The sequence below is a fragment of the Pseudomonas syringae group sp. J309-1 genome (genome assembly GCF_032582135.1).
Lineage (GTDB): Bacteria > Pseudomonadota > Gammaproteobacteria > Pseudomonadales > Pseudomonadaceae > Aquipseudomonas > Aquipseudomonas quasicaspiana.
The window spans coordinates 1-21,983 of sequence record NZ_JAWHNU010000081.1 but is presented as its reverse complement, the minus strand read 5'-3'; the positions used below and the strand labels follow the sequence as shown (position 1 = coordinate 21,983).

The 21,983-nt window shown below is 52.5% G+C and carries 19 protein-coding genes and 3 pseudogenes; 7 read left to right on the top strand and 15 right to left on the bottom strand.

The window, feature by feature from the left end:
• Positions 1–437: 437 nt before the first annotated feature.
• The 4 genes from RX972_RS27135 to RX972_RS27120 all read right to left on the bottom strand — a co-directional run bounded on the left by RX972_RS27135 (position 438) and on the right by RX972_RS27120 (position 6,360).
• Positions 438–1,415 carry a hypothetical protein gene (locus RX972_RS27135; RefSeq protein WP_316880081.1) on the bottom strand — a complete coding sequence of 326 codons (978 nt, stop codon included), beginning with the start codon at positions 1,413–1,415 and terminating at the stop codon, positions 438–440.
• Positions 1,405–2,883 carry a hypothetical protein gene (locus tag RX972_RS27130; RefSeq protein WP_316880079.1) on the bottom strand — a complete coding sequence of 493 codons (1,479 nt, stop codon included), beginning with the start codon at positions 2,881–2,883 and terminating at the stop codon, positions 1,405–1,407. The genes RX972_RS27135 and RX972_RS27130 overlap by 11 nt, the downstream gene beginning before the upstream one ends.
• 106 nt (positions 2,884–2,989) lie before the next feature.
• Positions 2,990–4,270: an McrC family protein gene (locus RX972_RS27125; RefSeq protein ID WP_316880077.1), complete on the bottom strand. Its 1,281-nt coding sequence runs from the start codon at positions 4,268–4,270 to the stop codon at positions 2,990–2,992.
• Positions 4,267–6,360 (bottom strand): AAA family ATPase, encoded by a 2,094-nt coding sequence (locus RX972_RS27120; RefSeq protein WP_316880075.1) that lies wholly within the window; start codon positions 6,358–6,360, stop codon positions 4,267–4,269. Before RX972_RS27120 ends, RX972_RS27125 begins: the two co-directional genes overlap by 4 nt.
• Positions 6,361–6,735: 375 nt before the next feature.
• On the opposite strand from RX972_RS27120, the gene RX972_RS27115 reads away from it, so the two are divergent.
• Positions 6,736–7,302: a Bro-N domain-containing protein gene (locus tag RX972_RS27115; RefSeq protein ID WP_316880073.1), complete on the top strand. Its 567-nt coding sequence runs from the start codon at positions 6,736–6,738 to the stop codon at positions 7,300–7,302.
• A gap of 202 nt (positions 7,303–7,504) precedes the next feature.
• Here the strand turns inward: RX972_RS27115 and coaA are convergent, their stop codons facing one another.
• Both coaA and RX972_RS27105 read right to left on the bottom strand, forming a co-directional pair.
• Positions 7,505–8,380 (bottom strand): type I pantothenate kinase, encoded by an 876-nt coding sequence (gene coaA / locus RX972_RS27110; protein WP_316880070.1) that lies wholly within the window; start codon positions 8,378–8,380, stop codon positions 7,505–7,507.
• A 21-nt stretch (positions 8,381–8,401) separates the two neighbouring features.
• Positions 8,402–8,758 carry a hypothetical protein gene (locus tag RX972_RS27105; RefSeq protein ID WP_316880068.1) on the bottom strand — a complete coding sequence of 119 codons (357 nt, stop codon included), beginning with the start codon at positions 8,756–8,758 and terminating at the stop codon, positions 8,402–8,404.
• On the opposite strand from RX972_RS27105, the gene RX972_RS27100 reads away from it, so the two are divergent.
• A complete protein-coding gene (locus RX972_RS27100; protein WP_122707234.1) occupies positions 8,759–9,040 on the top strand; it encodes a helix-turn-helix domain-containing protein in 282 nt (93 codons plus the stop codon).
• A 276-nt stretch (positions 9,041–9,316) separates the two neighbouring features.
• On the opposite strand, the pseudogene RX972_RS29695 reads toward RX972_RS27100, so the two are convergent.
• From RX972_RS29695 to RX972_RS27075, 5 genes and pseudogenes are all read right to left on the bottom strand, one after another.
• A pseudogene (locus tag RX972_RS29695) lies at positions 9,317–9,586 on the bottom strand (methyl-accepting chemotaxis protein); the annotation flags it as partial.
• 3 nt (positions 9,587–9,589) lie between these two features.
• Positions 9,590–10,321: pseudogene (locus RX972_RS29690) on the bottom strand (PAS domain-containing protein); the annotation flags it as partial.
• A gap of 862 nt (positions 10,322–11,183) precedes the next feature.
• A complete protein-coding gene (locus RX972_RS27085; protein ID WP_316880063.1) occupies positions 11,184–11,474 on the bottom strand; it encodes a hypothetical protein in 291 nt (96 codons plus the stop codon).
• 151 nt (positions 11,475–11,625) lie between these two features.
• The gene (locus tag RX972_RS27080; protein ID WP_231678050.1) at positions 11,626–12,252 is read right to left on the bottom strand and encodes a hypothetical protein; all 627 of its coding nucleotides are present in this window, start codon (positions 12,250–12,252) and stop codon (positions 11,626–11,628) included.
• A 156-nt stretch (positions 12,253–12,408) separates the two neighbouring features.
• Positions 12,409–13,059 (bottom strand): glutathione S-transferase family protein, encoded by a 651-nt coding sequence (locus RX972_RS27075; protein WP_231678049.1) that lies wholly within the window; start codon positions 13,057–13,059, stop codon positions 12,409–12,411.
• A gap of 400 nt (positions 13,060–13,459) precedes the next feature.
• Here RX972_RS27075 and RX972_RS27070 point away from each other — a divergent pair.
• From RX972_RS27070 to RX972_RS27060, 3 genes and pseudogenes are all read left to right on the top strand, one after another.
• A pseudogene (locus RX972_RS27070) lies at positions 13,460–14,484 on the top strand (PDDEXK nuclease domain-containing protein).
• Positions 14,485–14,587: 103 nt separating this feature from the next.
• Positions 14,588–14,923, top strand: coding sequence for a topoisomerase (locus RX972_RS27065; RefSeq protein ID WP_316880059.1), 336 nt, complete (start codon positions 14,588–14,590; stop codon positions 14,921–14,923).
• A gap of 353 nt (positions 14,924–15,276) precedes the next feature.
• Positions 15,277–15,855, top strand: coding sequence for a polyribonucleotide nucleotidyltransferase (locus RX972_RS27060; RefSeq protein ID WP_099270674.1), 579 nt, complete (start codon positions 15,277–15,279; stop codon positions 15,853–15,855).
• 49 nt (positions 15,856–15,904) lie between these two features.
• Here the strand turns inward: RX972_RS27060 and RX972_RS27055 are convergent, their stop codons facing one another.
• The 3 genes from RX972_RS27055 to RX972_RS27045 form a co-directional block, all read right to left on the bottom strand.
• On the bottom strand, positions 15,905–16,330 hold the full coding sequence (locus RX972_RS27055; protein ID WP_231678044.1) for a HEPN domain-containing protein: 426 nt from the start codon (positions 16,328–16,330) through the stop codon (positions 15,905–15,907).
• Positions 16,331–16,333: 3 nt separating this feature from the next.
• Positions 16,334–16,927, bottom strand: coding sequence for a nucleotidyltransferase domain-containing protein (locus RX972_RS27050; protein WP_231678043.1), 594 nt, complete (start codon positions 16,925–16,927; stop codon positions 16,334–16,336).
• A gap of 77 nt (positions 16,928–17,004) precedes the next feature.
• Positions 17,005–17,913, bottom strand: coding sequence for a LysR family transcriptional regulator (locus RX972_RS27045; RefSeq protein ID WP_316880055.1), 909 nt, complete (start codon positions 17,911–17,913; stop codon positions 17,005–17,007).
• 110 nt (positions 17,914–18,023) lie between these two features.
• On the opposite strand from RX972_RS27045, the gene RX972_RS27040 reads away from it, so the two are divergent.
• The gene (locus tag RX972_RS27040; RefSeq protein ID WP_027901714.1) at positions 18,024–19,220 is read left to right on the top strand and encodes an MFS transporter; all 1,197 of its coding nucleotides are present in this window, start codon (positions 18,024–18,026) and stop codon (positions 19,218–19,220) included.
• Between the two features lie 160 nt (positions 19,221–19,380).
• Entirely contained in the window at positions 19,381–20,466 is a 1,086-nt protein-coding gene (locus RX972_RS27035) for a diguanylate cyclase (RefSeq protein ID WP_099270677.1), read from the top strand.
• Between the two features lie 95 nt (positions 20,467–20,561).
• On the opposite strand, the gene RX972_RS27030 is transcribed toward RX972_RS27035, so the two are convergent.
• Positions 20,562–21,272, bottom strand: coding sequence for a hypothetical protein (locus tag RX972_RS27030; protein WP_241154108.1), 711 nt, complete (start codon positions 21,270–21,272; stop codon positions 20,562–20,564).
• Between the last annotated feature and the right edge of the window lie 711 nt (positions 21,273–21,983).

The window sequence follows — 21,983 nt, the reverse complement described above, 5'->3', positions numbered from 1 at the left end:
GGCTCCTGAGGGAATCGGGAGCACAGCATCCGGGATCAGTTATGCGCTTTGAATGTGGGGTTTATGGAGCGCTTACGAAAAACTCGCAGAGCTATTGTCTAAATGGTCCAGCGCCTACAATAGCGAAATGATATCGGCAAGGGCTATTCTCCAAAAAATATATGGCGCAATGGGACATCGACTGCACCTCGGCACGCGTCAAATGCAGCGTAAAGTTTAGAGATAGCTAGAAATGGAAGATATGCCATTAATACTATGACCGGGAAACTGACTCGATGAGCGCGATTTTTTACGTACTTGAGTATGAAGCGGTAATGAGGGCTGCCCGAGAAGGTGGCCCTTTTTATCGAAAGCGTTTTGGTGCTGCGCTGGTTTAAGGTCTATATGCCTAATCAAAAATACAGACTATCGACTTTTGGACCTACCATAACTCGAATCTAAACGAGGGGCTTGCTCAGTACCGACGTTCTGTCGAACTGGTCATAGAGGTCTGCATACATTTTTCCTAACATTTCATTCTTGTAACCTGCACGATCAAAACCAAGTCGCCGAATTTCACTACCCTTTGGTTCGTCAGGCGGAAGCGCCTGATTTTGACACAAAGGTCCGGCAGCGTGGTCCTGAAACCACCCCTCAAGACCATCACTATAGGTCTTCCTCCCTACGAATTTCACAGCATCAGGCGCAAGCAACTGGTATCGCTCGTGCAACTGGAATAGCTCCAAGGTATTAGTTGATTTAACGCATGCAGGGTCAAATTCAATTCGGAAAGTCAGCTCATCTTTGACATTCTCGAAATCTGTGATGATGTCAACGATGGTACTGCCAGGCTTCTCGCAGCGAAAATGTAGAGACTCAAGATCAAGAAAGGGGTGCAGAAAGGGCTTCTCATTCATGTCCTCTGCACCCTTCAAGTGGGTGTTACACACTGAGCAACAAGGGATCAAATTATCCAGCGCCAGCGCGAGGTATGGATAGAGATGCTGGGGATACCAATGATCTAAATTCTGCCTGATGCCTTTCTTCTTTTCTTGTGTGACCAGCATGAGCGTGTAGTGACAGTAAGGGCATACCCTGTAGCTACTGCTGCGGCAGAGCTTGTACGCCGACCAACCACGTAGGCTCCTCCTCGTGAAGCGCGTATAGTTGAATACCCTCGTCAGTAGCGCATCGACTTGAGCAAGCTCGTACCGGGATATCCTGCGCTTTAGTTTTTTGTGATACGCGATAGCGAACTGCAGCCCACAACTATTCTTGAATGTGAGATGCCGCCTGAGAAACTCCAAAAAAAGCGAAGCACGCTTATCGACCTGAGAGCTCCCTAAAGATGCCATACCGTCATCAATTATTTTCCTGAGATAATTATTATGGGAGACTCGCGCTGACACCCATACATCCGAGATATTAATCAACATTTTCGTCCCTCTGGCCCAGGAGGTAATCGATCTCACGCGTAATAATAGGATCCTCAATGATGCTATATACATAGCGATCACGCTCTGTTTGATAACCCTGAGCAGCATTATGGAGCGTTTTGTTAATTTCTTGCATCGCAAACTCCCCCATTGAGCGAGAACCAAACGAACGGTTAAGTATTAACTGCATTGGCGCGCCAAATGTGGGATGTGTCGACTCGCTGTCGAACCTCGTCACAAAATCGCGAGGAACATCAGTGGCCAGCAACGGCGAATGGGAAGCTAAGACCAATTGCAGACACTCGACACCTAGTTCGATTTTGCATTGATTTAAGAACGCATCAAGTTGGTATAGATATAGGCGTTGCCACTCAAGATGTAAAAAAGCATCCCCCTCATCGACTAGCACAAGCAAACTTAACAATCCACGTTGCCGCAAAACTTTTAGTGACTCGTAAAGGGCGATGACCTGTTGCATTATTGCCCATTGCCCAGAGCTAATATGAGGGTACCCCAGTCTGCATATTTTAAATACAGGCAGCATCTCTAAGTCGGCTCGTTCATTAGAGCTGGTCAATATTCGACTGTAAATCTCAACATTTTTGCTACTCTGCAAAGCTTGGAAATGCATATCACCCATGTAGACGTCAGTAAACTCTGCAATTTCGCGCATTTCACTTTCTCGGGGATCCTCACGCAATAAAGGCAAAAAATCCAACTCTAGAAACCTAGTCATCATTCCGATGATTAGACTGATATTGACACGCCGCCTCTCCGTAAAATGAGTCACGACTGCCATACAGGCAAAAACCCTTCTATTTGAAGCGCTGTCGCGTAATTTAAATTGCAGCAGGTTTGAGAGATTTTGGAAAGCCTCAGAATATCGGGCCTCTGCCAGATCAAACTCCGACTGACTGCTTTCAAACTCTGAGAGTTTATCTAGTTTCTGCTTGCGCTCATCGAGAGCTTCGAAATCGAAACTCTCGATGATTGAACTGGTGCGAAACTGCCGATTTTTCACCAAAGCTTCAGCTAACAGCCTGGCTATTTTTCTGTGCTCGGCTTTTAAGGTGGCAGTTAGCTCAATATTGAGACCAAAACCCTCTAAAATCCCTGAATATCGATCCAAATTGCTAAGGTTTTTCACAGGCCTATTCGAGGCATTGATAAAGTTTTTAGCACTACGGAGATTAGGCCTGTTTTGCGCTGGTGTGTAGTATACGACTCCCCACATTGATAGCTGCTCGATAGTAGCAGGACGTTCGCTCTCAAGAATGATCTTGCAGGGCTCCTCCAATGAGTGGGAGCGCCGATGTGGAACGAAGGCATGTGCGATTTCTTGCAGCATGCTCGTCTTGCCGCTGCCATTTTCGCCTATCAACAATGAAATTGAGTCAATACTGAATAAATTGATCGCGTCATTACGCAAGGTCAACGCCTTACGCGTAGCCTGAATATTTCTGATCATGTGCTGGCAATTCCATTTATAGATTTGAAACGAAAAGTTGAAACTGGTTATCCTGCAAACTTTCAGAGGATCTAAGAGTGGCGTCTAACGCATTCACTTTCCCAGTTCACTCACTAGTATGTTCCACGTGGGTATTAAGTTTGCTCTTAGTTAAACGCCCATCCTCCAAATCAAACGGCACCACCCACAACCTCAACCCCGCCGAATACTCGAAAACCGGCAACGCCTCCTGAAACGCGGCCCGCCTCGGATAGATCAGCACCAAATCCCCCTGCCCTTCGAGATATTTGTGGCCGTAGGCAAACAACTGATAGAAATCAGATTGGCTCAGCCCATAGTTCTTGCTGTCCGGCCCAGTGTCCAAGCGTTTCCATTTCGTATCCAAAACCCAGCTTTTATCACCTTGCGTGATCATCAAATCAGGCCGTAGCTGAAAGACTCTCTTGCCCTTGTGCTCGCAGAGGTATTCGGATTTGCGCTCAACGTGCAGGGTGGCATCTTTCGGTAGTGAGTCCCTTAAGCATGCGGCCACATAGCGCTCAAACAACTTCTCCATTGGGAATAGCAAGCTCATGCCCTGCCACTCACCCGCAATCGCCAGAGGCGTCTGTCGCTGGATGATCAGTTCGCACCATGGCTTGACTGGTTGGTAATGGGCCATCAACCGGTCGTTACGCCATTGTTTGAAGTCTTGCGTCGTATCGCGGCTGGTTGGGATCTCCAACAGAATCGAGCGCAACTCATGGGATAGGCGCCAATTGTTTGGGTCTTGGGTGGTTTTGCAGACGATATCCAGCGCCGTTTTAAGTACGCGATTCTCTGGCCGGTCGGGGAGGAATATGTCGTGGCGGATCTGGAAATGATGTTGCCGCCCTGGTGGCTGGCGCATTTGCCGGACGGTGTTGAGTTGGCCACGTAGGTAGCGCTGCTCTTCTTCAACGCGTTGGTAGTCGAAACGCAGGCCGCGCTTAATCAGGTGGTCAAGCGCATGGAGAAAGCTGCTCATGACCCACTCAGTCAGCGGTGCATCGAAGCTTTGCAGCGCCGTTGTGCCAACCTCCCGGGTTGGTAGATTCAGAGACTTCTGGATCATTCGCCTTAGCAATGCGCGGCTTTGCTTGATGCAGTCACCTTCCTCGAAATGCTTAGGCAGGATTTCGATGCGCGTGCCGCAGGGTGTCTCCAGCGCGCCAACGTAGTTGTCGAGTTTGAGCAACTGGCGTCCTTCGATCTGGACCAATGCTGCCCCGGCTTTGCTAAACGTCGAACTTTGCTCGCACAGCCAGTCGAAGGCCGAAGTTGAAACTTGGGCCAGATCGAGGGTTGGGTTGGGAATATGACTGGTTGTTAACCGTGCATACTCTCGAACCGTCAGGGTGGTTTTCACCCTTGCTGCTCGCTCAGGGATTTAATGACTCTACGTCCGAGACGCCGAGTATTCATCTCCGTTCCATTACTGCTAAGCGTCGATAAACTGAGCGCTTTCGCTAGGTCCCGTAGCACCGGCTTCGTCGGCTTTTCGATGATGCCATTCCGCAGAACTTCAATCGTGCCAGAACCTGTCTGACGCAGAACGAGGCCCTCATAACGAACCTCTTTTGCTTCATAGCGCGTGACAATGGTGGCGGCTTTGACCGTGTGGTCAATGATTCCGAGGTAGGCATCAATGTTTTTGAACGCTGCGGGGTTTAGTTCCCAGCCTTCATTGTGCTGGCTGAGACTGACTGAATCCCCGAATAAAGCATTTAGGTCCTGACTCGGCTGAATCAAAAAACGATCCTCAACGGCTTTCCGCTGGTCATTCAGCACCCACTGAATGCGCTGCCAATCGTCAAAGAAATACTCTTGAAGTAAAGGCAGAATCTGCTGGCGAAATATGTCCTCTAAGCGTTCTAGCTTCGGATCGTCTTTGAGAGGCATAAAATAGGCATGACCGAGGCAATGATTACGGTCAAGCAGCGCAGCGATGCGTTGATTCATAACATCAAGCAGCTCATCAATCGCGACTCCTTGGACCTCCACCTCATCAAGTAAAGATGGATCAGGAGAGATTTCAGTAAAGGTGAAGCGTCGGCGAAGAGCGATGTCCAATGCAGCCAGCGAACGGTCGGCAGTGTTCATAGTGCCAATAAGGTAGACATTAGAAGGCACACTGAAACGCTCCTTTGAATAGGGCAGCGTGACTTCGAGAGCCTCTGGTGCACCAGCACGCTTTGACTGCTCGATCAGGGTGATCAGTTCGCCGAAAATACGAGAGATGTTGCCCCGATTGATTTCGTCGATGATGAGCACGCGTGAGGTGTCTGAAAGTGAATCGGACGCCTTCACTGGTGGGCCCTGCAGTACACGGTCGACGAGCCCCGGCATGAAATTGGCGTAACCGTTAACTAGGTTGGGCTCAAGGCTAGTGTTGGCTAGCTTCTTGAAGACTTGCCGATCCGCAATGTCATCAAGGGTTAAATCTCCATTTCGCACATAGTCAGCCAGCTTTCTAAGCATGCTTATGCCAATAGGAAGCTCGTTACCGTTTGGCTTTTTAAGCTCTAGCAACTCGTCAGAGCAGTAGGTAACCACATAACCGCCTATGCTTTCGCCCTTTCGAAACAGGGTGGAAACTGCGGAATTCCCCGAACCAAAATCTGCATTAAGCAATTGGCTAAGCTTCGCTTTATCAGTCGCCGTTTCGGCCAACTCGTAAAGGGTACGCTGAGTAAATTTGACGTTGGTCAGTTGCTGGTAAGGTAGCGAAGGGCTGTAAGTACGCAGCCACTTCACCGCTCGGCATTGCGCATAATCTGCGTCGCGTTCGTCGCTCGAAAGGCAACGATAATCACCAGTCACCTCACCAATAGCTCGAAATTTCGTGTTCCCATCAGTGACGACCAGTAGGTCCCCTTTCTTCATTCGAACTACAAAGTCAGTCACAGCTTTGACGGCGTAAGCGCCAATAGGCAGGGGTTGCCCTGCTGCCTCAAAACGCTTGAACACGTCCTCCCGGCTTTTACACCCAGTGAAATCGATTCGATCTCCGTATCCCAGCAATGCAAAATTGCCTTTGAGGCAATCGTCGTAAACGTATGCATCACTCCCATGGGTGTTTCCTAACGACATTTTCCAAATTCGAGACTTAGATATATCGGTGGAAACTGACTCTTGATGAATAACCTTCACCATCGCGGGCGTGCTACACAAACTTTTAAATACGCCGTCTACAACTTCATATACGAGTTCGCCATCTTCGTTGGTATCTGCACGCAGGCCCTCAACGAAATCCTCGTAGCTAAAGCTCTGATGGAAGGTCACGAATTTGACGTGATCAGACGCGACTAAAGCGTCGAACCGAGCCTTTAACACTTTTCGATCATCGGAATTGGCTTTCAGAAACGTGGGATCAAGAATCTCCAGCGTCGCTTCAATGGTTGCGTAGGTCTTCCCCGTGCCAGGTGGGCCGAAGAAAATTTGATTGAGCGAAGCCATCCGGGAACATCCTTGTAGGAAGATTCCGACACCATAGCCAGATGGCCAGTATGGGTAAAGCGCTACCGCGATCAGCGCTGAAAATTTTCGGAAATGCCCTACAGCTTTGCTCCTTGCCCACCCTCTCGACGCCCCCTACCCTTGCACCGCGCCTAAGAAACGCACAAAGAGACTTACAGCAGCGGCCTGACCGCTCCCGATAAAATGCGGATTATTTGTACCTGCGGCTCACGGCTGCGCGTCCTAAAATCTCTGCTATGTCGGGAGTGGACCAATACAAGACCCGTAAGGGGAATACGTCCGGCCTTCTCTGCTGTGAGGTTTCTTAACTCCCGACACCTTTCTTACAAAAAGTGCACAGCAGAGAACACACAAATGCCAAATCTCGATTCATCCCAGCCACCCAGGCAACCCAGCCCCGAACCTCTCATCCCCACCACCTTCCACCGCCACCACCGCCCACTGCGCACGGTCCTGCTTGAATCCCAGGTCTGGTTCTGCGCCCGGGATTTCAGTCGGTTGATGAGTTGGCCGCTGAATGAGCGCACGACGCGCAAGCTCGATGAGGATCAGCGTCGTATGGTATTGCTCGGCGCTCATTTCGGGGCTGAGGAGGAGTTGATGGTGAGTGAGTCGGGTATCTACGAGATGCTGGTGTATCACTGTCATGCGGAGAAGCGCGCGTTGCGGCGCTGGATCACTAATGAGGTGGTGCCTTGCGTGCGGGATGGTGTGCCGCTCAATGACAACGCGCCGAGTTTGAGCCTGCTGCAATGGCCGGAGTTGTCGGTGTGTTTGTTGAATTGGCGCAGTGAGCCGTGGATCAGGTTGCGGGATATGCCGAGGTTGTTGCCGTACGGGCAGTTGCCGGAGGATTCGGTGCGGGGTAAGGGGCGGTTGTCGTGGTGGCGGGCGGTTTGGCGTGGGGTTGGGTTCAGGTGAGGTCTTACGGGTGGCTCAAGATGAGCCACCCGTATTGTGAAGCTGCTTTTGGGTTTGCCTCAGGAATGTACGGCGTTGCGTATTCGAACTCGGTCAGAGTGATCATGCGACCACAATGCATGGCGCATCGGAGAGCAAGCGGTCCCACTCGAATGCTCAAACCTGCGTTGAGGGAGATTCGCACTCGACGACAACAGCCACCCTAAAAAGCCCTAAGTCTCAAGCGATCAATCATGTGGCCAGCTGACTTTTCGATGATCAGGTCAGCATTGTCACGTGAGGGGAGGATATTTTCTCGTAAATTTATGCTGTTTATTAGGTCCCATCGCTTCCGTGCAATTGCCTCTACCTGGAAAGTAGAGAGGTTTTTAAATTGACTAAAATATGATTTTTTCCCTTGTGCCGCTTCAGTTTTCAAGCGGATGAATCTTTCCACGTACCAGCTTTTTATCAGCTCTTCAGGCGCATCCAGATAGATGGAAAAATCCACGAAGTCCAATATATTTTCAGGTGACATTTTATCAATCTGACACACATTCACGCCTTCCAAGATAATGATATCTGGCGAATGAATATTTTGATAATGGCCAGCTATCACATCGTAAACTTCATGGGAGTAAATCGGGACTTTATAGTCACAACCACACTTAGTCGAATTTAAGAAATCAAAAATCATGGCGCGATCATATGATTCTGGAAAACCTTTACGATCTATAAGCCCCCGCTTTCGCAATATTTCCAGAGGAAAGAGAAATGAGTCTGTCGTAATCAGCTGAACGCTCGAATACATACCCCACTTTTTAAGACTCGCAAGTAAAAATTTAGAAAATTCACTTTTACCCACCGAAACACTGCCTGTCACCCCGACTATGTAGGGTCGACTGGTGAAGGGTTGATTGAGGAATATGGACTGAACTTTTTGCATAGAAAGCGTTGCAGCGTAGTGAAGCTTTAACAAGTTATAAAGCGACTGAAAGATCCCTGCCTTATCTGTGTGGTGCGGGTGAAGATGTGACCATTCTTCATGACTGAACTCGAATCGAGCACCTGTTGATTTAAACACTAAACCCTCTGGCATTTACCTTCTCCCTGTGACACCCTAGCCGTCCATGGCTTTTGAAGATGGATTATCGTATCCAAAACGATATTTAGCAAAGTCTTCTGGGAATGACCGGTGTCCCCATGGGTTAATCAATGTCCGATTAAGTAATCGATCGATGTTGTAATCGGGAGCGTTCACTAAACTCCATCGCGCCTTTTTCTTGGCGCTGAATGTAGAAAGAAAGACAAGAGCAACCTTGAAAATAAATCTTAACCCCGAGTAGGCGAAACTTTCTATACCGATGGTTATGGATTTACGCTTCATGATCATCAAGGCTTTTTCTCGTTGCTGTGTGTTACTGACATTGTTGATTCCGACTTGATTCACATTGAGCGACGTAAGGCGGATCTTCAAATGCTCCTGATTCGAGCACATCAGCTGTTAATGATTTGCCCTAAGTTCATCGATCTCTTTTTTTCTCAGAGCGTCGGCAACCCGCTGACCCAGCGAGAGCATGAGATATTGAGTTGGGCGAGCCTTGGAAAAACGTATTCTGAAATCGCGCTGATCACAGGTATTAGCGAGCGAACGGTAAAATTTCATATGGCCAATACTGTAGAGAAGCTTGATGTATCAAATGCTAAGCATGCGATTTCAAAAGCGCAACAGGTAGACTTTTATCGCCGAGAGTTTTAACGCTGCTGCAATGGCCGGAGTTGTCGGTGTGTCTGTTGAATTGGCGCAGTGAGCCGTGGATCAGGTTGCGGGATATGCCGAGGTTGTTGCCGCATGGGCAGTTGCCGGTGGATTCGGTGCGGGGTAAGGGGTGGTTGGGTTGGTGGCGGACGGTTTGGCGGGGTTGACGTGTTGCGATGCCCGTTGCAGATCTGACAACGGGCATCCAAGGTTGGAACACAAGAAAGCTGGCCAGCCTTCTCCTGCCGTAGCGCGAAGCGTTGCTGCTTAGCGAGCGATCATGCCAGCAGCTTGTTCGGTTGCTTCGGTGGTACGGGTTGCGAGCTTGCGAACTTCGTCGGCCACAACGGCGAAACCGCGCCCGGCCTCTCCGGCTCGGGCAGCTTCAATAGCCGCGTTGAGGGCCAGGAGGTTGGTCTGGCTCGCGATGCTTTGGATCGTACCCACGATTTGCGACAACTGGGCCAGGCTGGTTTCCAGCGTTTGCTGATGCCTGACTTCCGCGTCTCGCAGGGCCTTCTGCTCGTGTTGCAGGTGGATGTCCACAAGCGCACCCACCACGCGAAGCGGAGCGCCGTGCGGGTCGCGACGGGTCTGGCCTCTAGCCCTGAACCAACGGTATTCGCCACTCTTCATCTTCAATCGGTATTCGATGTCGAATGGGGTCTTGCCCGACTTGTCATTCAGGTGAGCGCCGAACGCGTTGAGGCTACGCTCCTTGTCTTCCGGGTGCAGCCTGGATGCCCAGCTGTCCAGAACATCAGGAAACTCTTCAACCGTTTCAAAACCCAGCAGCCGTCGGAACTGAGGGGACCACCAGAAAGGGTTCTTCGCATTGACGGGGTCGCCGGCAATCACTTCCATGTCCCACAAGCCATCGGAGAGCATTTCTCTGGCCAGTTCAAACCGGGTGATGATGACGTCGTGTTCTGCATCGCGCTGCAACTGGTCGTGAATATCACGTAACGAGCCAGCAACGCGGATCGGCATGCCTCGGTCGTCACGAAGGGTTTCGCCTTGAGCGTGGAACCAGCGATAGGAACCGTCTTTCATGGCGAGTCGGTTTTTAACCCTGTAGGGCGTGTTCCCCGACTTGTCGTTGAGATGACGCGCAAAGGCATCCAGTGTCGCTTGCTTATCCTGTGGATGCAGACGATCTGCCCAACTGGCCAGGACATTCGGGAAATCGCGTTCGTCATTGAAGCCCAGCAGGTTCCGGAATTGCTGCGACCACCAGAAGCGGTTTTTGGGATTAACGGGGTCGCCAGCGACAACCTCCATATCCCAAAGCCCCTCACTGGAGGCCCGATTTACCAGGTCGAACCTGATGTCATGGGCTGAGGCAGAAGCGGCTGACTCGCGAAGTAATTCACGGGCATCTTCAAGGTCGTTTTCAAGCTGGTTTATGCGCGACCGGGACTCGCTATTCGATGATTCGAGAACACCCCAAGCCTCAAGGACTGCGGGTGCCTCTTGGCAACCTTTGACATCAGGAGCCTGACCGCTTTTGATCGCAGCCAGAAGCTGCTGGAGGGCATGACGGTCGCGGCGCAAAAAAGGGATATTGGACATGTTGTAGGGCTCGGTAAGCGTGACGGGCCGCATCCATGGCACCTTGGCGACTATGTCGGCATGTCTTGGCAAAGCTGTAAATTTTTCCCAGCCGTGCAGGTCCATAGGCACAACTCGCTTACCGTGATGGACGCCGTGCTGATGTCTTTGACACCGCGCTGTCTCGGGGCAAACAGACGACAAGTGGGACGGCCGGGGTGGCTCCTATCAAACAAAATGCAATCCCTGACCTGAAATGATTTTCTGTAGGAGCTCACGAGCATCGCGAGGCAGCGATTGCGTCCTGTCTGATACACCGCCATCGCGGCCTCGCGGTGCTCGTGCGCTCCTACAGATCCAATGTTGCTTCGGGAGATTGTGTGTTGGCTTGCAGACCGCGATGCAGGCACTTCGGTTGAGCAGGCAGACCGCGTTATCGTTTATCGCGGGCAAGCGCGCTCCTACAGGTCCAATGTTGCTGCGGGAGATTCTGTGTTGGCCTGCAGACCGCGATGCAGGCACTTCGGTTGGGCAGGCAGACCGCGTTATCGTTTATCGCGGGCAAGCGCGCTCCTACAGGATTGCGTGGTTGCTAGCCTTTCGTGCGCTCGCGGTATTCCTGAATCATTGCTTTGGTGACGTCTTCTTTGTAGCACAGAGGCGCGTATCCGCCCGGCTTGCTGTAGGCGCTACGTTTGCCGCAGCTTCCGCCGTTACGCATGGCGTTGTAAGGGCATGGGCAGTTGCCGGAATAGGAAGCGATGGAGTCGTCGATTAACAGCTGGACGATGGCTGAATCGGGGATTTTGCTGTCCTTGGCGGAGACCGAGAATGCGCAAAGCAATGCCAGCATCGCGACGAACGTGATTCCTGTCTTTCTCATGGCCAATCCTTAGCTGATGGGACGATATGTCCTGTCAGCCTTTCACCATGCCATCACTGTGCCACTAAGCATTTTTTATTTTCGGGTGTTTTGATTTGAGAGATTTGTCTCGGTAGAGCTGAGACAAATCTGCGCCGGTGTATGGGTGGTTCTATTGCTGCTTTGGCGGGTCGATCGGGTCCCAGTTGAAGTACTGGCGCTCGCCGATGCCGTTGAAGTCCACGCGGTAGGTGTGTTGTTTGCCGCCGATGTCACACACGCCGATGTAGTCGTGGTTATGTTGCTCGCGAGGAGGCGGCGCTTCGATGTGGACAGTGCCTTTGCAGCCTTCGTAGTTACAGGGCGCGGTTTTGCTGTACAGCAGGTAATCACCGGCTTCGTCGTGCTCGACCCACTGACCGTCAATGAAACGCGCCTCGCCTTCAGGAATTCTCTGCAGGGCAATCTTGAGTTTGGTTATGTAAAACATGAGGCCGAACATGCCGACGATGGCGATGGTCCAGGCGAGGATTTTCCAGCCAAGGTTGAAGTAGGAAAATATCCCCATTGCATCGGCAAGTATGGACATGACAGAGAGCAAGAACGCCGGTACAGAGCCTGCAAAATACCAGGCACCTTTTTTGACGCTGGCGCGGCTTAGCTTCTGCACGCTCTCGGGATCGACCAAAAAGCGGACGGGGCCACGCTCGACAGTCTGATTTTGGGAGACGTGGATGTGGTTACCGTTACCGTCGCCTTGGTAGATTGAACCAATGGTGATGTTGTTGCCATCGGACATCAGCATGTCCTCCTTTTTCATGTTGGGCGCTAAGGACACGCTAGATGGGTCAACGGAGAAATACCACTCAACCCTGAGCAGTTACTCGCGCTGTGAGGCTTGTGCGCTGACTGGGCTGTACGTATCGAACAAGTCTGCTCGCTGCAACAGCCTCGGTTAATAATCCAGCCGGCCAAATAGATCGTCAAAAGGAATCATGACGTGTTGCCGATAGGCCGGACTCATTTGCAGCCGGCGATACCAGGCCTCGACGTGGGGAATATCAGGACGGGGGATGTCCAGATTGAAATAGCGGTAGAGGTGGGTGCCCGCGGGTATGTCTGCCAACGTGAGGTGTTGCCCGGCGAGGAAGTCCTGCTCACTCAGAACTTGATTGAGTAGCTGAAAATATTGCGCACACAGCGCCACATTTTTTTCGATAGCTTTAACGTCCCGCTGGGCTTCGGGGGTTCTGTAAAATCCCCAGAACACGCCGGTCAGGAACTCGGGTTGCAGCGTGGTCTGAGACCAATCCATCCACCGGTCGATCTGCGAGCGACGCGCCGGGTCATCGCTCCAGAATTCGGGCCCGCCGTATCGTGCTGCCAGATACCTGAGAATGCTGTGGGATTCCCAGACCACTGTCCCATCGCTGTCCCTGATAACCGGCACTCGGCCGTGAGGGTTCATGGCCAAGAATTCGGGAGTGTCTTTGAGGCCAAATGCGCCACCTGCCGGAATATGCTGATGAGGCAGATCCAGTTCACCGATGAGCCACATGACTTTCTGAACATTGAACGATGAGCGTCTTCCCCAGACTTGCAGCATGCAGTCTCCTTTTATTGATCGGTTCGAACGAGCGTCGCGGGTGGTTCTGGTTTGGTTTGGTGATGGTCAGCGTTGCGATTTGGTAGCTTACCTTGATAGGTGTGGGTTGATACATGCGAGGAAGGTTAAGTCGCGCTAGCGCTGGTGAACTGTCCTCGCTCTAGGCTAGAACGGGATGGTTTATTTATCAGCATCGTTTGAGGACGCTGTAGGGTGTGTCCTGATTTGCTGTAGGTCGCGGTTGGTGACCAAGCTATAAGCCTTTATCCATGGCAGTTTCTGAGAGTCTCACACCTTCGGGATGTGACCAAACACCCGTATGTGAGCGTTTTTTGGTCGTTCGACAGCCTGCGTTTCGCCTCCTATCTTGCCCTCCCTTTTCGCCCGCAGGACATCTGAAATGAGCAAGCAAGTCGCGTCTGTCGATGGCCCTCTTGAAAGCGGTTTCGCTGAGATAGCGCAACTGATCAATTCGGCCAGACAAACCACGCTGCAGACCGTCAACACTCAGATGATCCAGCTGTACTGGCAAGTGGGGGCTTACATCAGCGACAAGATCGAGAAAGCGGAATGGGGTGAAGGCGTAGTTACCCAACTGGCGACCTATTTGGCCAGGAGTCAGCCCGGGTTGCGTGGTTTTACAAGCCGAAACCTGTTCCGGATGAGGCAGTTTTACGAAGCCTATCGGCACGATAAAAAAGTCTCAACACTGGTGGTCCAAATACCCTGGACCCATAACTTGATCATCGTCAGCCAGAGCAAGCTCACCGAAGAACGTGAGTTCTATCTGCGGATGGCGATTCAGGAGAAGTGGTCTAAACGGGAGCTGGAACGGCAATTGAAAACAGCCTTATTTGAGCGCAGCGTTCTCAGCCCGGCAAAAGTGACACCAGTGGTGTCACAAATTCATCCCGGTGCACTCAGCGTGTTCAAAGACGCCTATATGTTGGAGTTTCTGGATTTACCGGGTGGGCATGGTGAGGCCGATTTGCACCGCGGATTAGTGCTGCGGCTTAAAGATTTCCTCAGTGAACTCGGGCGGGACTTTGTTTTGTGGGCTCACAATATCCGATACAGGTGGGCAACCGGGACTTCGCGCTGGATTTACTGTTTTTCCATCGAGGACTGAACTGTCTTGTCGCTTTTGAGTTGAAGGTGGGACGTTTCGAGCCGGAGTATTTGGGCAAGCTTGGCTTTTATCTTGAAGCCCTTGATCGCGACGAGCGCAAACATCACGAGAACCCGGCAATCGGTGTGCTGCTCTGTGCGAGCAAAGAGGATGAAGTGGTGGAGTACGCGCTGAACCGCTCCCTGTCTCCGGCCATGGTCGCGGAGTATCAAACCCGATTGCCTGACAAACAGTTTTTGCAGGCAAAGCTGCATGAGTTTTATACGTTAAATACCCAAGGTTGTGATGGCGCCTGAGGTGGATGCATTTATGCAGGCCCCGGCTAAAACCAGTCCTACAGATTTTCGTTTGCGGTAAAGTCTGCGCCCTGCCCGCTTCTGACCCATCAGGTTTATCGCTGTGAAACTCTCTCGACTCAACACGTTGCTCGCTCGTGCTTTCGTCCGGTTCCAAGGCAAGCGTGAGCCTGTGGTCGAGTCGCAGGTGGTTGAGGATACGTTACCCGATGTGCCGCCCGTTGAGCCCGCCAAACCCAAGGTAAGGAAGGCCAAAACCAAAACAGTGCACAAGGCGGTAGCCGAACCAAAAGCCCCTGCGTGTCCGCATTGCAAGAAAGTGATGGTGATGAAAGTGGCCCGCACCGGGGCCAATGCCGGGGGGAATTTCTGGGGGTGTGGGGATTATCCGAAATGTCGCGGAATTAGGGCGATCTTTGCGCCGATGAAGGTTAAGTGATCTTTGCATTTCCGGATGGATGCGTTTCCAGATTCGGTAGCTCTCATCAAACATAAAATCACTGCATGAATTTACATTTTTTTCTGTAGGAGCGCGCTTGCCCGCGATTCGGTTTATCAGTCGATAAATATATCGGCTGCGCTGACGTTATCGCGGGCAAGCGCGCTCCTACAGGTCCTGTGTTTGCCGTAAGACAGCGCGGTGCCTTCGCGACGGGGCAGATCCTGCAGAAATGCATTTCAATTCAGGGAAGGGTTATTCCACGAGGTGAAATTCGACATCAATCTTCCCTTAGGGCAGGATGCCAGCATCTCCCGCCGCGATCACTCCGGCGCTCTCTTCGAGGACATCCGATGCGGTTCTTTAGCTGTAAGACTCTGCTGTTGGCCGCTGCATTGGCGATGGGTCTGCAAGGCGCCAATCTATATGCCGCGCCTCAACAAAAAGCCCCAACCCAGCAGAAAGTCTCGATGCTCGAGGGCAAGTGGGTGTTCCGCTTGCCCAAGGAATACGTGAAGAGTCCAATGCCGGAGATTGACGATAAAGCCAAAGCTGCGGGGGTCACGGGTTCGTTGTACATGAACAAGGCCGCCAAGCGTGTGGTAATCGTTACCGAAACGCCGCTGGAGTCTGGGGAAACCGTGTCGAGCAACGATGACGCCACCCTGAGCGGCGTGATTACCGCGACCATTGAACAGCAGAAAGCCAGTTACCAGAACTTCAAGCAATTGGGCGATGTGAAGAAAATGGTTCGTCGCGGACTGGGCCTTCGCCAACTGGATATTTCCGGCAGCGTCGACGGCGGCAAAGTGCTGAGCACCACGGTGACCGCCGCCTCAGGCAAGCGGATGGCGATGGTCAACGTGATCTCCCTGGAGAAAGACGCCAAGGCGCATGGGGAGCTGTTGAAAGGGATTACGGCGGGGAAATAGCGGACCGCTATGAGACCGTGAATATATCGACAACCTGTTGTTCAGATGTCTATGGATGGACAGCTACCCATGCTTCAACTTCTTCGAACAGCCGCCGAGCATACTCCACAGCTTCGTTCGCCATGGCCTCACTAATAGGGTCGCCCGAGTAGTCACTGAGATTGCGTAATTTCCGCAGACCATCCAGGGTAATCATGAACGGACGATCCAGGCCAATCGTTGTAGGCAGCGTCTGAATCATTGTCATGTGGTGACCTGGCTTGCTGGTCAGTGTTCGAAAACCGTTGGCTTGCAAGGCTGCATTGGCGGCTTGCATGATGGACTTGTAAGCCATGTCGAAACGCCCTTCATTGCTCATCTGCGTGAGCTGAGCATCTGCAAGACTTCGCCTGGCCGCACTGATCAAGCGATCAATGTTGGCTGAATCCTTATGAATGCTTTCGAGTGCAGTGCCTAAAAGGTTTTCCAGCGTCATGCGTTACTCCCTGTGTGTAGCGTCAAGATCCTCCTCGGCGCCAATCACGAACAGCTTAGGTTTACTCAACAAGTCGCGCACAAAACCACCCTGTTCTTTTACTAATTGAAACCATTCATTGTCGGGATACTGTTTGGGATTGATCTCTCTGCCTAATGTCTCTTGCAGAGGATAAAGCAGGCTGATCAGCTCGCTGAAGGTCACGTCGCCGATCACCATAAGATCTATATCGCTGTCAGGACCGGCTTTGCCACTGGCCATTGAACCAAACACAAACGCAGCCTTGATCCTGTCTTCAAGGGGTTGAAGTACGACCGAAAGAGACTGCAGCCAGCCGTCGGTTTTGCGCAAAATACTGGCCAACTCTTCATATATCGGGCAACCGGGATCAGCGCGATATTGCACCTGATTGCCGACCCGGATTTTTTTGAGAATCCCTACTTCGACCATTTTGTTCAGCTCGCGGCTCAGGGTGCCGGAGATTGTCCCGGTCTGCCGCGCGATCTCTCGCTGATGGTATTGCTCCCCCGGATGCAGGAGTAAAAGAGCCAATACCTTGCGCCTGTATTCGGAGAAGAGAAAACTGGCCAGATCCATAACATCGCCTTAAACGCTGCTTTAAAGGCAGCAATTGAAGCCTTAAAAGCAGCAACTTGCCAACTGAATTTTTTGCTTCAATCCATCCGCAGCCTCGCCGACAGCAATTCCACCAACTGATGCACCTTGGGCAGTGACTCACGATTACGCGGCCAGGCCAGGTGAAGATCCAGGCCTTCGGTCGCGAGGTGGGGGAGAATTTCTATCAGTTCGCCGCGTTGCAGTTGGTCCTTGATCAACCAGGTTGCCAGTTGTGCGACGCCGCTACCCGCCACGACGGCGGCCACTTGGGCCTCGCCATTACCGACCACTATGCGGCCATCGACCATGCGCAACTGAGTTTGCCCGGTGGCGTCGACGATCACCCATGGGCTGGTGCCGCCCTTGTCTTTGCCGTACAGAATGCAGGCGTGATCGGCCAGATCATCGAAGGTCTGCGGCGTACCGTGACGATGCAGGTAAATCGGAGCGGCGCAGAAGATCACGCGTTCGGTGCCCAGGTAGCGATGACCGAGTGTCGAGGGCCAGGCTGACGAGCCGCCGATGCGCACCGCCAGGTCGATGCCCTCTTCGATCAGGTCCACAAACCGATCGGTAAACGACACGTGCGGACGCAGCTTGGGGTGTCGTTCGGCGAATTCCAGCAGCAGTGGCAACACGTGAATGCGCCCGAAGGATGCCGGTAAATCCACGCGCAGATTCCCGGCAGGCTCCGAGCGCTGTGCGGCCAGAGCGGTTTCGGCATCTGCCAGTTCATCAAGAATGCGAGTGCAGACGGCGTAGTAAGCCGTGCCTTCTTCAGTCAGGGCCAGGCTGCGGGTGGTGCGCTCGAACAGGCGCATGCCCAACCGCCCTTCCAGCCGCGCAATGCTCTTACTGACTGCGGAGTTGGTGAGGCTCAGCCGTTCGGCAGCCGCGGTAAAACTCCCCGCATTGGCAACGGCAACGAATGTGGATATGCCTTTCAGGCGGTCAGCAGAGATCATGAGCGTTATCAACTGATGAAATTAATTCCATAGTGCACGGAAAAACTGCCAAAGATAAGAAGTGATTTCTCGAATAGGCTAGCGCCATTATTTCAATTCGAGTTATCCCCATGCCTTCTGTAGACACTACCGCTGCTGGTTCTGCCAGCGGCGCACGCGCCACTGGTGCGAATTTGGCGATTGCCATGCTGGCGCTAGCCGGTTTTGTGATCGTCACCACTGAATTTCTGATCATCGGCATGCTCCCCGGTATGGCCCGCGACCTGGGGATTTCGATCTCCGACGCGGGTTTGCTGGTGACCTTGTTTGCCTTCACTGTGATGCTGTTCGGCCCGCCGCTGACGGCGATGCTTTCGCACCTTGATCGCAAGAAAACCTTTGTGGCGATTCTGCTGATCTTCGCCGCGTCCAACGCTCTGGCAGCGGTGTCCAGCAACATCTGGATCCTCGCATTCGCCCGTTTCGTTCCTGCGCTGGCATTGCCAGTGTTCTGGGGTACGGCCAGCGAAACCGCGAGTTTGATGGCCGGACCAAGCCAGGCCGGTAAAGCGGTAGCTAGGGTCTATCTGGGTATTTCCGCGGCGATGCTGTTTGGCATTCCGCTGGGTACGTTGTTTGCGGGCGCAGTGGGCTGGCGCGGTGCCTTCTGGGCACTGACCGTGATGTCGTTGCTGATGGCGCTGCTGCTGTGGATTTCCATGCCTTCAATCGCTAAAACGGCGAAGGTCGGCCTGGCCAAGCAGGCGAAAATCCTCACCGACCCGCAGTTCATCGTCAATTTACTGCTGTCGATTCTGGTGTTCACGGCGATGTTCACCGCTTACACCTACCTGGCTGACACACTGGAGCGCATCGCGTTGATCGCCCCAACCCAGGTTGGCTGGTGGTTGATGGGCTTCGGCGCAGTCGGTCTGATCGGCAATGGCCTCGGTGGTCGCTATGTGGATCGCAGTCCGCTGGGTTCGACGATTGTCTTCGCGCTGTTACTGGCGATAGGTATGACCGCCACTGTCCCTGCCGCTGGATCCATCCCGCTGCTGTGCGTTGTCTTGCTGGTGTGGGGCATTGCCCATACCGCGTTGTTCCCTATCTGTCAGATCCGCGTCATGAAAACTGCACCGCACGCTCAGGCGCTGGCAGGAACGCTCAATGTTTCAGCCGCCAACGCCGGGATTGGCCTGGGGTCTGTGATTGGCGGTCTGACGATCGAGCATCTGAGCCTGGCTTACGTCGGTTATGTGGCCGCATTCGTCGCCTTGCTGTCCATCGCAACGGCTGTGATTGCCATTCAAATGAAGACACGATGAGCTGGAAAGCATCCTTCACGCTCCAGACTGCGACTATTTACGACGTTATTTTTCAATAATGGCTAAAGGCTCTTCCCATTTCCCATGAGGGAGAGCCAGAATCCGATATTTCGTTCTGACCTAAGGCTGGTAGGCCCTCAGAACGATCCGGTAGAGCGCCATGAGAAACTACGACGGCAAGGGAAAGTCCTTTGCCAAACGCATTTATTGGGTACGCAGCGTCGGCGTCGGCATCGGATTTTTCAGTGTCGCGGCGACCATGTACCCGTTACATCCGCCTGCCTGGGTCTGGGCTGTGATGTTGTGCAACTCGATAATCTGGCCACCCATTGCCTTATGGCTTGCAACTCGCTCGCGCCAGCCGTTTCACGCAGAACAACGCAACATACTCGTTGACTCACTGGCGGGTGGTTTCTGGGCCGGAGCGATGGGCTTCAATCCACTACCGACCGTTACTGTGCTGGCGATGATGGCGATGCACAACCTTGCTGCCGGTGGTAAACGCCTGTTTCTGCGGGGCTGCGTAGCACAAGTTATCGGTGCCGCAATTTCTCTCTACCTGTTTCGCCAACCCTTCGTGTCGTCCAGCACGCCCACACAGATCTACGCCTGTCTGCCGGTACTGGTGTTCTATCCGATGTTCGTCGGCTACATGAGTTATCGGGTGGCGGTGAAACTCAGCGAACACAAACATATTCTGGGGAAACTCAGTCGTACCGACAGCCTCACCGGCCTGATCAATCACGGCTCCTGGAAAGACCTGCTGCAGCTGGAGTTCAACAAATGCCAGGTACTGTCGCGGCAGTCGTCCATTGCGCTGATCGATATCGATCACTTCAAGACGATCAACGATACCCACGGCCACATTGTAGGAGACAGCGTACTCAAGCGTCTGAGCACGACGCTCATGGCCAACCTGCGGGACGTTGACCTGGCGGGCCGCTACGGCGGCGACGAGTTCTGCCTGATCCTGCCCAATACCAGCGCGACGCTGGCGTGGGAAATCCTTGAGCAACTGCGCGGTGACGTGCATAACCTGAAAGACCCACAGCTGCCCCACCTGCAGTTGAGCCTGAGCGTCGGTATCGCGACATTCGGTCCACACCTTGGTGATGCCGCCACGTGGATCAACGAAGCCGATAAAGCGCTGTATATCGCAAAAACCACAGGGCGCAATCGGGTCTGTTCCGCAGCACCGACTGTAGTTGATTTTCCGCGACTGGGGATTGAATCCTCGGCGTCGTGACTTGCAAAGCTGGCACCGCTTCCAGATCTGTTCAGAAGCGGTAGCCATCAGCAGGTCAATCCCATGACAGTTATCAGCGAAGTGCTGAGCCCCGCTCAATCATCGTTAATCGCGCTCACACAGAGGTTCGTCAGCAACCACTCCGGGGTGTGCTCCTCAAGCAGTTGACTCACGCTTTTTTTAAGTTCCAGCCTGCCATACAGCGCTTCTTCCTGATCCAGGTGTCTTTGTTGAGCCAAACGGTAATCAACGGGGTAGATGCTCTGCTCGATGGGCAACAGCGCGTCGAAGTGTTCCAGCAGCCCCATGAAAACCAGACGCCGCTCGACGGTATGCCGGGTCGTTGCGATGAGGTTAATGAAGTACAGGCTGTCACGCTGACGCAATGCTTCAGAAGCCGCAAAGCGCTCTGCCAGGGTGTACGCCGCCTGATCGTCGAACACCATGCAACATAGCAACTGCCGTGAGAGATCATGAAAAGGGTTATCGGTCAGTGTCCGTCGATGATGCAGGCCGAGGACAAAATCAACGGCTTTTTCAACCTGACGCAGACGCTCGAAATCACTGAATTCCGGCAGCTCAGCCAGCAAAGGAGCCTGTCGGCCCTGCGCGGCAACTTGCCGGGAGAACATCGATAGCTTCCCTTGCGGTCCCAGCAAGGCGACCTGTCGATCACACAACTCTGTTCTGGATAATGCCGCCTGACGAGCGACCATTTGCTGGAAACCCAGGCCCATCTCGGCAAGTGGTACACCTACTGATTGCCCCCACGCCTGACCATCCTCCCGAGAAAGCAAAACGCTCATGATATAACTCCCTTTTATTTACGTTTGTGTTGTGCAGTTTTTATTGTTGGTTCACACATCGCCTTAACAGGTCGACAACAATCTATTCCACGGATATAAAAAGGGCGTAGTCACAACCTCTTCCCTGATCGAATCCGCAGGAGAATTCTTTATCTACACTCCTTGTGATGACTGCAGGTCAATTCAAAAGCCTTAGGCATAACGCCAGAGCCCCACGAGCTGAAAGCCGCATGGCGAAAACGAGCACGGTTATTAGCCCAAAGAGAATCTTCCTACATAGAGCTCGGATACATCTGTAAAACGTAGTTCAAACAAGCCAGGACTACGCGGAGACCATGACTTGTATAGACAGAAACGATAAACATTCGGAATAACAATTACAATCATTCGTTACAAATATAGTGATTTGTAAGTTACTTACAGAGAAAGTTTTCGGATATGTCTTTGCAATAAGAGTTTTCCCACATAAATAATGGATGCGAGCTGACAGATATTATTTTCTTAGTGTGTGATCTGTGCCCTCATGAGTCAGGATGGATTCATGAACTGGAGGGGTAGAAATCACGAGCGATGCGAGACAGCAATTGGGCTCTTAATAAACTGCAATTGTCGGCAGTGAAATGCAGCTCCTATTAAACAAAATGCAATCCCTGACCTGAAATGATTTTCTGTAGGAGCTCACGAGCATCGCGAGGCAGCGATTGCGTCCTG

Coding starts and splice junctions, on each gene's coding strand:
- RX972_RS27115 (WP_316880073.1), top strand. CDS start 6,736: ATGCCAAATCTCGATTCATCCCAGCCACCCAGGCAACCCAGCCCCGAA.
- RX972_RS27030 (WP_241154108.1), bottom strand. CDS start 21,272: ATGAGCGTTTTGCTTTCTCGGGAGGATGGTCAGGCGTGGGGGCAATCA.
- RX972_RS27055 (WP_231678044.1), bottom strand. CDS start 16,330: ATGACGCTGGAAAACCTTTTAGGCACTGCACTCGAAAGCATTCATAAG.
- RX972_RS27060 (WP_099270674.1), top strand. CDS start 15,277: ATGCGGTTCTTTAGCTGTAAGACTCTGCTGTTGGCCGCTGCATTGGCG.
- RX972_RS27080 (WP_231678050.1), bottom strand. CDS start 12,252: ATGTCCGATGGCAACAACATCACCATTGGTTCAATCTACCAAGGCGAC.
- RX972_RS27100 (WP_122707234.1), top strand. CDS start 8,759: ATGCTCCTGATTCGAGCACATCAGCTGTTAATGATTTGCCCTAAGTTC.
- RX972_RS27120 (WP_316880075.1), bottom strand. CDS start 6,360: ATGGCTTCGCTCAATCAAATTTTCTTCGGCCCACCTGGCACGGGGAAG.
- RX972_RS27075 (WP_231678049.1), bottom strand. CDS start 13,059: ATGCTGCAAGTCTGGGGAAGACGCTCATCGTTCAATGTTCAGAAAGTC.
- RX972_RS27130 (WP_316880079.1), bottom strand. CDS start 2,883: ATGATCAGAAATATTCAGGCTACGCGTAAGGCGTTGACCTTGCGTAAT.
- RX972_RS27050 (WP_231678043.1), bottom strand. CDS start 16,927: ATGGATCTGGCCAGTTTTCTCTTCTCCGAATACAGGCGCAAGGTATTG.
- RX972_RS27045 (WP_316880055.1), bottom strand. CDS start 17,913: ATGATCTCTGCTGACCGCCTGAAAGGCATATCCACATTCGTTGCCGTT.
- RX972_RS27035 (WP_099270677.1), top strand. CDS start 19,381: ATGAGAAACTACGACGGCAAGGGAAAGTCCTTTGCCAAACGCATTTAT.
- RX972_RS27085 (WP_316880063.1), bottom strand. CDS start 11,474: ATGAGAAAGACAGGAATCACGTTCGTCGCGATGCTGGCATTGCTTTGC.
- RX972_RS27135 (WP_316880081.1), bottom strand. CDS start 1,415: ATGTTGATTAATATCTCGGATGTATGGGTGTCAGCGCGAGTCTCCCAT.
- coaA (WP_316880070.1), bottom strand. CDS start 8,380: ATGCCAGAGGGTTTAGTGTTTAAATCAACAGGTGCTCGATTCGAGTTC.
- RX972_RS27040 (WP_027901714.1), top strand. CDS start 18,024: ATGCCTTCTGTAGACACTACCGCTGCTGGTTCTGCCAGCGGCGCACGC.